This window comes from Sphingopyxis sp. TUF1 (assembly GCF_036687315.1).
GTDB lineage: Bacteria > Pseudomonadota > Alphaproteobacteria > Sphingomonadales > Sphingomonadaceae > Sphingopyxis > Sphingopyxis kveilinensis.
The window spans coordinates 2,549,745-2,562,181 of sequence record NZ_CP144683.1 but is presented as its reverse complement, the minus strand read 5'-3'; the positions used below and the strand labels follow the sequence as shown (position 1 = coordinate 2,562,181).

Here is a 12,437-nt window from a genome sequence, read left to right as displayed (position 1 = left end):
GCGAAAAGAGCAGGGCGCCGTTCCATCGCAGACGATTGATGGCTTATTTGTTTCCAGGTTAGTCGGTTTCGTGTCTGGTCACGTGGGCGGCCGGCGGCATCGCGCCAAGCAACATCTATTCTTTGGCATGTCGGCCCATCCGACCAAAGAAGCCGGGCCATATTGCCTGTCGGAAGGAAGTGAGCGAGAGGATCATTAGGGCATTCGGTCCCGTCGCCCTCGCTCGCAGTTGCTGTTCGGTTGCGTATCGCTGCGCGCGCCCTTGTTTCGGAAAGGTAAGGATGGACGTCGGCACTGCAGGTTTCGTAAATTTGGTCGGGCACGGCATTACGATTGAGGCCGAGCGTGAGATAGCGCCCGGCATAATCGTGTCGGGCCAAGCGCCAACCAACGACAGCTCATTCGGTAGCCGGACAGTTGGCGAACTTCGCGAGACGCTGAATGTCATGTCGATGGAACCGCTCGCTGATTTTTCCCTGCGAATTATCGACGATAACGGTGGCCAAACCCTACCAGAGAAGGCGTGGAACGCGCTCTGGATTTTCCATCTGCTTGCGTTGGCTTGTCGGCGTCCGGTGATGCCTCTCTATTGCGCAGCCAATCATGGCACGCGATTCACGCTCGCAAATCGCAACCTCGTGATCCATCGCTTACCAAGCGTCGCACCTGCCGGTGATAATGACCTCAGCTGGGCCACCGTGCATTTCGATGCGTTTCATGGCCTGCTCAATGAGAACCGTTTCCAGAAAGCTGTGCGATGCTACGGTAACGCGCACTATCTTTTTGACGACGATGCCAAGATCATGCTGCTCTGGTCGGGCATCGAGGGGCTGCTCGATGTCGATTCCGAGCTGCGGCGGCGCATCGCACTACACGCGTCCATCTTGCTTGACGGCACCCCTGCGGAGAAGGCGCTTTACTTCGAGCGCGTCAAGAAAGGCTATGACGTGCGCTCGCGCGCCGTACATGGCAGCATCGCGAAACCAGAAATTCTGCAACAGGGATATGAACTGGCGGGCGATGTACTGCTCACCCTGCTACGCAAATGCGTGGAACTTGGCCGGGTGCCGAGCGCAAAGGAGCTGGATGAGCGAGCGGCCAGCGTGTCGCTGGCCCCTAGCATCGCCAGCGTTCACGACTGATGCCGAGCTATTTCTTCCCGTGCCTCGCGCTTTCTCCCGGGGATCTGCCACGGACCGTCGAGACGGCGCGGGCCGTACTGCGCCAGCGCGAATGGGAAACGTCCACTTTCGATTTCGCGACGCTCGGGGCGTCGCACAAACTGCAATTTTCCTGGCATCTGCTCGACGTGTTCCTGAACGCGTGCCACCTCGAAATCGAGATCAAGGATGCGTCGGATTTCGCAAACGCACAGGATCGCGTTCGCGTCCTGCAGGTGATGCTGTACCTGAAATGGGTGTCGCCGTTCGTTATGCCGGTCGGAATGACGCACACTTTGCGCGACTACAGCGGTATCAACTATCGCGATTCCGTGACGATGCGCACCAAGCTGCCGCCCGAACTGCAGAGCGGGTTCGTGTCGGCGGACGGCAAAATCGAAGGCTGGCTGCACGAGCCGACATTCCAGTCGATTACGGTGGGGGCGGAGCGAACGGTTACGGCGGAGGCGTTCGCCGATGCTGTCGATGCCGCAGAGCGCTGGACCGCACTGGAAGCGGCGCATCAGCCGCTCAAGGCCGCCCGGCTCGCGTTGCAGACGGCGCCGGCCATTCCGGACCTATCCTCATCGCTGCTACATATCTGGCAAGGGATCGAGGCGCTGTTCCCCAATGTCTCGACTGAAGTGTCGTTTCGACTCGGTCTGCTGGTGAGCCAGCTTTGCGCGCCAGTGCGGAGCGATCGCCTCAAAACCTATGAGGAAGCGAAGCGCAGCTATGGACGGCGTTCGCGAGCCGCGCATGGTAATGGCGGTAAGCTCAATCATCGCGATTGGGTCGATGCATGGGACTTGCTTATCCTGTGCCTGTCGGCCTGCCTTGCCCGTTCCGCGTTGCCGAGCGAGGACATGTTGACGCGCGAGCTGCTGGCCTGAAAGTCGCACGCGCCTGTGATAGCTTTGTCACATTCGGGCATTGAGGAATATGATGGAAGACCGCCTCTTCATAACAATCGGGAAGTATTTTATCGCCTTCCAATTCATCGAGGGACTAATCGATCAAGCCTTATTGATGCTTTGGGGGCATGAGAATTGGACCGGCAGTCAAAAGCGGCTCGCCGCAATGTCGAATTTCCATAAGGTAGAAGCCCTCAGCCAAGAGATGCTGAAAAATGAGAGACTTGTGCGCGCTCAATCCCGCCCCGAATGGGACGACCTCGCAGCATCAACTCGCGATAGATTGCATCGCGAACGATCGACCAGAAATCGTATTGCGCACTCGCAGTATCTTTTCGATGCCCTGAAATTCGATGGCCCAGTTGTGCAGTCGGCCAGGGTAAAAGAAGGCTCGGAAGTCAGGTTTGAAACCGACATAATGACAGAGGAGAGTCAGAATGCGTTGGTCGAGAACATTCTCGATCTAGCTAAATCGGTTAGCGCTTTGCGTACACAACTAGTTCACGATTTCAGCGCCTCGGCGGAATAGATTACGAGGTCAGCAGGCCTAGGTTTCCACGGGCACTGGATCCTCGCCGCATTTCCGAATTGTAACCTCCTCCACATAGTCGGCTATATTCGGGACCCCGCCAATTACCGTCAATTCGACCACTGCCTCACGACGCGACCGCCCCTTTTTTCGCCAGTTTGAATACGGATACTGATCAATCGGAAGGAATGTCTCCGGGCCGCGCGGATGTGCGAACGGCATGGTGCAACCCGTGTTCATCGGGGCCAACTCAATTTGGTCACGATGATCATTAACCAGCATCGCTGTATTAATCTTGAGAACGACGTGCTGTTGTTTCCGGTACGCGCCCGCGCACAATAACGTTTGCAGACGCTTTTCCGTCAGCCAGAAAAATACGCGCTCGTTCAGCTTTGCATGCCAATCAATCGGGCTAAGGCCGCCTTGAAGGCACTTAGCGAGGTGGTGGTCGTATAGCGGGATCTGATCGCGGATCGTTGCGGACCCAACGTTGGGGTGCGCGATAGGAAAGCTCGCTGGTCGCCGCTTAGTGGTGAGTTCAGCGCGCGTCTCCTGATCCACATCAAAAAGTTCGAGAAGGCGATTTGTCGGAAGAAGCCCGTGCTTCTGAATCAGCGGCCAACTGTCCCTCATCGCCATGTGAAACAACGCCGGGCAATCTTTTAGCAGCTCACCGAGCTCTTCGTCCGTCACCAAGATCTCCTATCAATCACATTCCGCCAGTCAAACTTCGTAGATATCATTGTCACCGGTTGCCCTGCCACTCGCTCAACCTCTTCGATGAACCGCAGGGTTTCTTCCGTTAGCTGTTCAAATCGAAAAGCCTGGCGATTCATCACCGAAAGGTAATCTACGAAGGTCAACGCGATATCGGTTGGACTGTTCAACAGGCATGAGCGATGGAGCTGAGCCCAGTCGAATTCACCAAGGCGCCGCTGTCGCAATGTGGTGGTAGTCACCTCGTTTGTTCTGAGCTCTTCAATCGGAATACCGGACCGGTCGGAAAGGATCTCGTATGAGATTTCTCCGCCGCTGAGATCTCCAGACGGCCCTCCAACACGTATAGGATAGGTTCGAAACACAACGACGACTTTTCGGACACGGAGAGGCGCGATACCCGCATCGGCCAAACAGCCTGCGACAGTCGTGTCGCGGGAGGTGACATGTGGGTAGGGGCCGTGATGCAAACTAAGGCTCGTACCTTGGGTGCCCTCCAACAAAATCCTTTGACCGCGACAATACGCCAGCTCGAGTGTCCTTTGGCTTTCCCTGATATATGGTCTAAGCTCCGGAACATCCTTCGCTAGGCGCACGACAGGATCCTCCTTCCCTCCCCTTCCCATTATTTTCCGCGCCGAGGCAGATCCGACGCCTTGCGCGGTAGACCCCATGCTCGACAATTTCGCTACTTCGATGTCTCGATCGCGATCTTCGATGATCATCGCCTGCTCATCAATGATGAGCCGGTCGAACGGTATTTTATGGGTAGTGATTTCAGTGAGCAGCTTCGGTGGATAGATTACAGCGCCGGGTCCGAGTATAAGTTGGGCATTAGGCGCCCTCTCCGATCCCGACGGCAGGTGGAAGTATGCTTCAGGCTTCGGCTCCGCATACACTTTGTGCCCCGCGTTTGGACCACCGACCCGAACGAAGATATCATATTCAGGGGCGATATGTCCGACTATGTTGCCTTTGCCTTCGCTTCCATACTGACCGCCGACGAGCACATCGACGAGGGGATCAACCGATCGCGGATACAATCCGAGAAGCGCAGTGGCCCGGACGAAAACCCCCTCAATTGTGCAGTAATCGGTGTTTACCACCGTGTCGGCAACCTGCTTCAGGGCTTCGACATGGCGCTCCGTAGCGTTCGCCGCCGCTTGATCGAAGCTAACCCCTGCATCTGACGCGGCAGTGCGTTCTGAATATCGGCGGGCTAGAGTGCCGTCTGAGGCCGTCAAATGAATGTGGTGGACAACGGAACTGCCAAATACGGCACGAATGGCCTCAATCTGTCCCGCAATTCTTACAGCGTCGAGCACGAAAAGCCCTGTGGACAGCCCAGCCTCTGATCCCCGCTCTTCTATGAGCGAAACAAGCGCATTTCCTACCCAACGCCCACCAGTCGAGCGATCCAATCTCTCGCCGGCTTTCTGCAGTTCCAGTCTTTGGTCCTTGGTCCGCGGAGAGGCTTGAAGAATTAGTTGGCGCGTTTTGATCAAGATCGCGTCGTGACGCGCCACCAACGCCTGCGCGAGTTGCGTCTTGCCAGCCCCAATGCGCCCTGAAAGCAGCACTATCTGCAACCGAGGGCGTGGATTCATTCTTAGAAACCCATGTCTTGCTGGGTCTGCCTAGGTGGGAGATCGTAAATCCATACCCCCTTCTGCAATCCCTCAAAATTCTGTCTAATTATTGACTCCACAACCTCCCAATCCGCACCAGCTCCTCCGGTACCGATACGAGGCATGTGTACGGAGCAGTCGTGTCGCTTGGCGTACTCTGCGACACGGCGCAGACAATCATTCAACGCATGATATCGTATCCGGCTTGCGCCCTGCCCGTACCCCTCTTGTGCTACCAAACTCGCAAGGATCACCTCGCCTTTCGTACGCGCGAAGTGCACCTCTCCTAGTCTTGCCGCGCGGGGAACAGTTTTGATCCATTCGCCAAACTCGGCTTCCGCGTTAGGATGTCTGCGAGCCATCTGCCGCGCTACACCACCGCCCCAACGAACGGCTCGATCGTTTACAAGCTGGCACACGATAATTGGCGGGATTTCCCGAGGCGACAGAATGTCGCCATGGATGAAGTGCATAAAATCGGACAGCCGCCGCTCATTGTGACGAATTAGGCCAGCCACCCGCGGTAATGCTGTGCCTGGGTAACCGGGGATACCGACACACTCGATCAGCGCCTCGCCATTTTGCCACCAACCTTCAACGCCCCGCGCCGAAGCTCCGATTGCAGTGCATTGTCGCACTACGCTAGTTGCTGGGACAATCTGCTCCCTAAGATCTCGAAGCGGAGCGGTCTCAGATGGGGCAGTATAATCTATTCGGTAGTCGTAAGTGTCTCCGGATGCATGGGCCGACGCGATGAACATCGTCACTGGCTCCGCGGTGACACTGACGATCCGAATGAGATACGCCTCGACCGACACGTCAAACTTCATCCGGTCCGCTAACAATGTCTCAAGTGACGGCACTTCAGTCAGCTTTGGAAGGCTGCCGATCGGCATGACCATTTCGGCCGCGCCAATATTGCAAAGTAACTCTAACTGCCAATCGTCGGAGATCGTCTTGTCGCCTCCCCGATGCCGCACCGCTTCACCGTGATCGGGAAAAAACGTGTGCACAATTTCGTGGGCGATGGAAAATCGAGCGCGAGCTCGACGCTGCTGCGGATTATATTCGATGCGAGTGCCACGCTCATCGACGATGGTCCGTGCATCCGGAACCGCCGCGCTGGCCTCAACTGGAATTCGTAGCACTTTGGCGAGCGCAATTGGGTTAAACGGGGGCCCCTGCCATCCTTCGTCCCGTGCGCGCAATACGACAGCGCGCGCCATCTTTATGATCGCTTCGACCGGATCGGCATTTGGCGAGAAACGACGAACCGATTCATTGGTCCAATGCTTCACGCCAAACTGTCTCATTATATGTCCAAATCCTGAATTAACTCTCGGCGCGCTCGGCCGAGCGGGTACCGGATATGCGCGCCACGATGTGACGGTCCATGCCCATAGACTCAAGGGCGGTCTCCGCTATCCCTAATGCTTCTTCGGGGCTTCGCCCAGATGCAAGCGCGTCGTAGAAACCCTTTGCGAATACGATCGCTTCGTCGTCGTCGATTTCGTCGACCATGCCGATTATGAGCGGCCCAGTAGCCTTATCTAACCCTTGCATTGCGCTACAAGCATTCAATATCACGCACTTAAGGCTTTTCTGAACCTCGAGCATCTTCATCAGCGCGCCAAACTCCAGTGTGTGGGCACCGTCCTCACCTTCGAGTTCAATCCCTTCAGCATTGGCGTGTCCGGCAAAGTGCACCACATCAAAACTGTTCGAAAGCAATCGATGTCGTAAACTGTCGACGGTGGTTGCTACGAGGGTGGAAATATTGATGCGATCGCGCTCATTGCCCATCAACACGCGTTCTTGAATCGCACTGATCTCACGATCCAGCCGTAGAGCCCGATCGTCCCTTCCGCGAGGGTTGGCCGTCACAACAAGAATATTGGTATCGAGGATATGTGTCAGGGGCCGAAGTTCCGGCTGCTCAAGCTCAATAGCCGCTTGGATTTCAGGATCCGCCTTTAGCCACGCTTCTTTCAACAAGTCGAGCACGTCCACCGTAAGGCGATGCGCCTCCGTCCCACTTTGACGCTTCTCATTGCCGAGCCTGATAGCCAATTCGAACAACTGATCGGCAGTTTCCTTATTGTCTCCGAGCGCATTGGCCAGCCGGAACGCCAATTGCGTTAGGCCTGCATTCATCTCACCGCGATCAAACGGGAGGTAGGTGTCGATCCCAGTTACTCGACCGACACTTTCCAGAACTCTGTTAGCCACATCCCGACCGCTCTTCTCAAACTCCTCGGCGTTTTGGATTGCTCCGACGCTGAGGGGCATCTCCTTAGCCATCCGCCCTACGGTGGCCTGAGGAACCGTAGGGCAAATGCAAATCTTGGCGCCGCACGCAATGCAAAGCCCAGGATATCGAGCAAGATATTCTACCTGAAAATCGAAGGCCTCATCGCGTTCACTCAAGGCCAACGAATACTCGTTGGCTAAGCCCATGATGTATGAAAATACGTCCGCCGCCTCGCCATAAAAGTAGTGAGGGTATCTGTCGAAAACGCGCACTGCTTCCGCAAGCTCGCCGACCTCCTCAAGCAAAGCGATCGTGCTAAATCCGGCAGCAGCGTTATACGATCGAGGGTAAATACGGCCGAACATAGCTTGCCATTCATTGAGGTCCTTAGGCCTTGAATCCCAATTCTCGCTCGTAAGCTCCCTAACCTTCTCGTGAGAAAGAACCTCCTCGGTCCCTCGCACGAGTTTGCAATCTTGCTCAGCATGGGGCGACTTTCGACAGTAGGGGCATACGCCGGGATATTTGGCGAACAGCAATTGCTCGACGCTTTCGACACCCATTTTCGCGAGTAACGGGAAGTACCAGCCCAACGCTTTGCAAAGAGCGCCCGGAACGTCGAACTTGTCTCGCTTCTTCTTTCGATCGATCAACGTCAGCATGCCGCAGACCTCGACGAAATGCAGGAGCGTAGCCTCCCTGCTACGACCAAGATTGGCGTCCTGATAAATGTGTGCCGTCATTCGGTAGAGATCATCCAACGACAACTGCATCTTTGCCCCCAACGCGCCTCTAGAAGCCCCGTTCTTCGTATCCGTGGCAGAAAGAGAGCACCGAATTCCTCGAATTACAAATCAAACTGTCTCCAATTTTCTGATAGGTGTTGCCGCCCATCCGCATTCGGCCCAGGATCGAGGTACTAAGTCCATGCCAAGTCGAAAACGAGGTCATAATCTTGAGCGATGGGAAGTCGCATTAGTCAAAGCGATGCTCGCTACCAAAAAGTACAATGATCAAGACGTTCTCGCCTACTTCACGAGACCAACTCGCTCGATTAATCACCGGCTGATTTCCGAGATACGCTCGGAAAAGAGGCATAAGGCTGTTAAATCCGCAAGCGCCGATCAACTGGAAGAGTATCTGAGCTGTTGGCCCGACGTCGATGGTGAAACGGGACTGAGTCTCCGTGGGGACGAGCTACTTGTTAAGTCGCGCGAGGCGATGATCGCAGCAGTCCACAATTTCAATTCAGCTGGCCTCCAGTTTCGTGCCGAGATATTTATCACGACGGCAATGATTGGCTGGACCTACCTTTGCCACGCTTGGTTCAAGCGCGAAGGTATCGACTACCGCCACAAAGCCAATGGTGTGCCGAAAATTCTGGCGAGCGGTGCGGAATCGTATTGGGAACTCGGCAAGTGCTTGAAGAACGACAAATTGCCATTGAGCAAGGGCGCGAAACAGAACCTCGCACTACTGTTAGAGATCCGGCACGAAATTGAGCATCGGTCCACGGATCGAATAGACAATGCGCTCGGCCCGTTGATGCAAGCTTGCTGCATTAATTTTAACGAGGCCATTCGTGCATGGTTTGGTGCCCAATTCGGACTTGAGCGCCGGTTGCCGATTGCACTCCAATTCGCGACATTTGATGCGGCACAGGTAGCGGGCCTCAAAAAGCAGTCAGCTCTTCCAACTACGGTCGCGTCGACCATGGACGCCTTTCACGCGAAGATGAGTGACGGTGAATTGAAGGATCCAGCCTTCTCTTACCGTGTTGCATTTGTTCCAAAGCTTGGCGCGAAAGCGAGCAAGGCGGACACGGCCATTGAGTTCATCAAGCCCGATTCAGAAGAGGCCAAGGCGATCAACGCGGTCTTGCTCAAAGAGGTCGACAAATCGCGCTACACGGCGAGGCAAATAATCGACGCGATGCGCGCTGAAGGGTACGAGCGATTCAACCAAACGGCTCATACATCACTGTGGAAAGAGCTGGACGCTAAAAATCCCATCAACGGTTTTGGCAAAGCGGGTGACTACAAGAACACATGGGTCTGGTTCGACAGCTGGCTCGCTCGCGTTCGGGCGCATTGCCAAGAGAATGCTCCAAAATATCTCGCTGCGGGCTGACGTCCGCTTTCGAGAACACCCGGGACCAGGCTTAAACGGCTGACCTCGGGCGCGAAGCCGACATTTCACATCCCTATCCCGATCCCCCGGCTGCGCCCAGTGCCGACCATGTCAGCTAGGCTCTGTCCGACGCTCTTCTTGAGAACATTTGGCAGATTCAGCGCAGCCTTCCGGTTTCTGAGAATGCTCTCGACCTGCGGATCGCGTTCGAGGCCTTTAGCCAAGCCGATCATGCGATCAGCGACCTTGTTTGCCTTATTGTCTTCGTAGTTCCGGATGAGCTGGCGCCGCTGCCGGTCGAGCGCCTGCCAGCGCTCGACGAAGCGGTCGGCGCGCATGGTTGGGTTCTTCGCCAACTCGGCTTCCAACTGCATCGCGCGGATGGCGTTCTGTGTCTTCCCGTTGGCGGCTTCTGCGATCAACTGCCGATCGGCCGCGAACGCAGATTCCAGGTGGAGCGCGCCGTTCGGGATGCGCTCGTCGAGCGCAGCACGGCTGCGAGTCAGTTCCGCGGCTTGCTCGCCCGTGCGCGGCTCGCCGACCGACCGAAGGTAGAGCAGGGTATTCACGATCTTGGCGTGACGTGCGACTGCGGCGCCGAGCTTCGCGTCGTGCGGATCAAGCTCAGGTGTCGACGACACCATATGCTTCGCGGGCTCGATGACAGGTTCGCCCGTGGGTGTCGGCCGCGTCGGCGCTTTGCCGGTCGCGTCCAGATCGATCGGACGCGTCAACTTCACGCCGTCGAAGATACTGCGCCTCGGCGTTGCGCGTTGCGTTGTCGGCGCCGCTGGGTAATCGCTCGCCATATCCTTGACGCGTTCGCGCGACACAGCGCGTACAAGCTTGTTTTGGCTCGCAAAATCGTCGCGTCCATAATATAGTTCGACGCGCTCGCGGTGCCTGGACAGCGCGACGTAAGTCGAGTGGCTGTCTACCCCCGGCGTCGCGAGCAACTGCACCCGATCGACGGTCATACCCTGGGCTTTGTGAATGGTCGCGGCATAGCCATGATCGATATGGGCATAGTCCTTAAGGTCGAACGCGACGCACCGCCCGTCGTCGAGCATCACCGCCATGCGGAACTGGTTCGCGTTCTGGACGGTGCCGAGCGAACCATTCTTCACGCCCATGCCGCGCTCGTTCTTGAGGAACATCATGCGGTCGCCTGATGCAAATGCCCGCTTGCCGCGATCGGTATAGATCTCGGTGTCGGGACCGAGCGCCCCGCTTTCGCGCATCCGTTCGCGTGCGGCATCGTTGAGCGCCCGCACCTCGTCATTGGTATGCGTGAGGATGACCCGGCTGGCATCGGGATGCTGCTGACGATCGCGGTCCCAGGCATCGACCAGCTCGGCGCGCGCCGCCTCGCGGGTGTCGGCGGTATGAACATGCCCAGCTTCGGCATAACGTCCGATCGCCTCGCCGACTTTTCCGGTGGCGAGTTCGCGCGTTGCCTCGCGCTGCCAGTCCTCCTGCTGGCGACGGATGGCCGTAATTTCGATGGCACCGTGCCGTTCCGCAGCAGCACGGAAAGCTGCACCTGCTTCGATGGCTTGCAACTGCTCTGGATCGCCAACGAGGACGACCTTTGCGCCTTGCCGCTCCGCTTCGGACACGACACGGTCGAGCTGACGCGTGCCGACCATCCCGGCCTCGTCGATCACGAGGATATGCTTTTGGGTCAGCCGGTCGCGATCGTTGGCCCATTGATGTTCGAGGCTCGCGAGCGTGCGCGAGCCGATGCCCGAGCCCTGCTCTAGGCCTTCGGCAGCAATGCCCGAGAGCGCCGCGCCCTGCACCCGATAGCCCGCCGCCTCCCACGCCTCGCGCGCGACGCCGAGCATCGCACTCTTGCCCGTCCCGGCATAGCCGATGACATTGCTGATGCCGCGTGCGCTGGTGACATGCTCGAGCGCGCCGCGCTGCTCGACCGACAGGTCTAACCCGCGCTTGGCGGCAAGCGCGAGCGCGAGCTGGCGATGGCGCTCGGCAACACCGTGATTGCGGCGCGCGTCAAGCATCGCGGTCGCGCGTTCGAGCCGCTTCTCGGTCTCGATCATCGCGCGCGAGGTGAACCGGTCGTCGCCGCGCCCATCCTTGCCCAGCGCGACCAGCTCGGGCGATGCCTTCACCGCCGCCATCACCGCATCGAACTGCTCCTTGCCGTCGCTATGCCGGTGCACGAACATGGCAAGGTCGCGGGTCGTGAACGTCGCCTGACGGTGGGTGATCGCGTCGAGCGCGATCGATGGATTGGCGAGGAGCTTCTCACCGTTGCGCCGCGCGATATCGAGATGCTCTTCGGCGCGGTCGACCTCTAACCCCTGCTTGACCATCCGCGATGCGGCGGGACCAATCTTGTGCTGGGGTTCAAGGTCGATCCCCTGCGCTTCTAGGGTGCGATGATCGACGCGTGCGTCGATGTCGAGCGATGCCAGGCGTTCATTGACATGATCGGCCCAGGCTTCGCGCCAATGCGTCAACAGCTCGGTGCGGTTCCAGTCGCGCACCTTGGCGCCGAACTCGGCGCTTCCGTCCTCACCAATCTTGATCTCGCGCATCGTCAGCATGACATGCGCGTGCGGTCGCGCCAGCCCGTCGGCGCCGATGTCCCAATGCACGTTGAGATCGGCGACCATGCCGCGGTCGACGAACTCGCGCGCCACGAAGTCGCGCGCGAGCGCGATGCCCTGTTCCTCGGTCATCTCGCGCGGGATTGCGAACTCGATTTCGCGCGCGAGCTGCGCGTCCTTGCGGATCTCCGACGCCTCGACATCATTCCAGAGCTTTTCGCGATCCTGCCAGCGTTCGGGAGCGCCTTCGGGCAACAGCACGTCGCTATGGACGACGCCCGCCTTGTTCGAGAAGTCATGGGCACGGCCGAGGCGCTCGTCGTGCAGCCGGTCGGCCGAGCGATAGGCCGCGGCCGCCACCGCGCTGCTGCCGACAGCGCGGGAAATGACTTTTGCCGAGAAATGATAGATCGCCATGAGGGCAATCCATTTACAGCAAAACGAGCACGTCGGCACGACGTATAAGCGCGCCCTCACACGATTTCATCGCGCTCGGGATCACAAAGTCGCAAGAGATTTCAGCTGCTTGTGC

9 protein-coding genes are annotated in these 12,437 nt (G+C 57.7%); 4 read left to right on the top strand and 5 right to left on the bottom strand.

Annotated elements, in window-relative coordinates:
- The first annotated feature begins 281 nt into the window (after window positions 1–281).
- The 3 genes from VSX77_RS12125 to VSX77_RS12115 are packed head-to-tail and all read left to right on the top strand — an operon-like array spanning window position 282 to window position 2,603.
- Window positions 282–1,142, top strand: a complete 861-nt coding sequence (locus VSX77_RS12125; protein WP_338424863.1) for a hypothetical protein — start codon at window positions 282–284, stop codon at window positions 1,140–1,142.
- On the top strand, window positions 1,142–2,053 hold the full coding sequence (locus VSX77_RS12120) for a hypothetical protein (protein WP_338424862.1): 912 nt from the start codon (window positions 1,142–1,144) through the stop codon (window positions 2,051–2,053). The genes VSX77_RS12125 and VSX77_RS12120 overlap by 1 nt, the downstream gene beginning before the upstream one ends.
- 52 nt (window positions 2,054–2,105) lie before the next feature.
- Entirely contained in the window at window positions 2,106–2,603 is a 498-nt protein-coding gene (locus tag VSX77_RS12115) for a hypothetical protein (protein ID WP_338424861.1), read from the top strand.
- Between the two features lie 18 nt (window positions 2,604–2,621).
- Here VSX77_RS12115 and VSX77_RS12110 read toward each other — a convergent pair whose 3' ends face one another.
- From VSX77_RS12110 to VSX77_RS12095, 4 genes are read right to left on the bottom strand one after another with little or no spacing between them, the layout of a single operon-like run.
- The gene (locus VSX77_RS12110; protein ID WP_338424860.1) at window positions 2,622–3,296 is read right to left on the bottom strand and encodes a DUF7002 family protein; all 675 of its coding nucleotides are present in this window, start codon (window positions 3,294–3,296) and stop codon (window positions 2,622–2,624) included.
- Window positions 3,293–4,927 carry an adenylosuccinate synthetase gene (locus tag VSX77_RS12105; protein WP_338424859.1) on the bottom strand — a complete coding sequence of 545 codons (1,635 nt, stop codon included), beginning with the start codon at window positions 4,925–4,927 and terminating at the stop codon, window positions 3,293–3,295. The genes VSX77_RS12110 and VSX77_RS12105 overlap by 4 nt, the downstream gene beginning before the upstream one ends.
- Window positions 4,928–4,929: 2 nt before the next feature.
- The gene (locus tag VSX77_RS12100; RefSeq protein ID WP_338424858.1) at window positions 4,930–6,246 is read right to left on the bottom strand and encodes a macro domain-containing protein; all 1,317 of its coding nucleotides are present in this window, start codon (window positions 6,244–6,246) and stop codon (window positions 4,930–4,932) included.
- A 34-nt stretch (window positions 6,247–6,280) separates the two neighbouring features.
- Window positions 6,281–7,960, bottom strand: coding sequence for a CHAT domain-containing protein (locus VSX77_RS12095; protein WP_338424857.1), 1,680 nt, complete (start codon window positions 7,958–7,960; stop codon window positions 6,281–6,283).
- A 226-nt stretch (window positions 7,961–8,186) separates the two neighbouring features.
- Here VSX77_RS12095 and VSX77_RS12090 point away from each other — a divergent pair, with 226 nt between their 5' ends.
- Window positions 8,187–9,329, top strand: a complete 1,143-nt coding sequence (locus tag VSX77_RS12090; RefSeq protein WP_338424856.1) for a DUF3644 domain-containing protein — start codon at window positions 8,187–8,189, stop codon at window positions 9,327–9,329.
- A 65-nt stretch (window positions 9,330–9,394) separates the two neighbouring features.
- Here VSX77_RS12090 and traA read toward each other — a convergent pair whose 3' ends face one another.
- Window positions 9,395–12,322, bottom strand: coding sequence for a Ti-type conjugative transfer relaxase TraA (gene traA, locus VSX77_RS12085; RefSeq protein ID WP_338424855.1), 2,928 nt, complete (start codon window positions 12,320–12,322; stop codon window positions 9,395–9,397).
- Window positions 12,323–12,437: the final 115 nt, after the last annotated feature.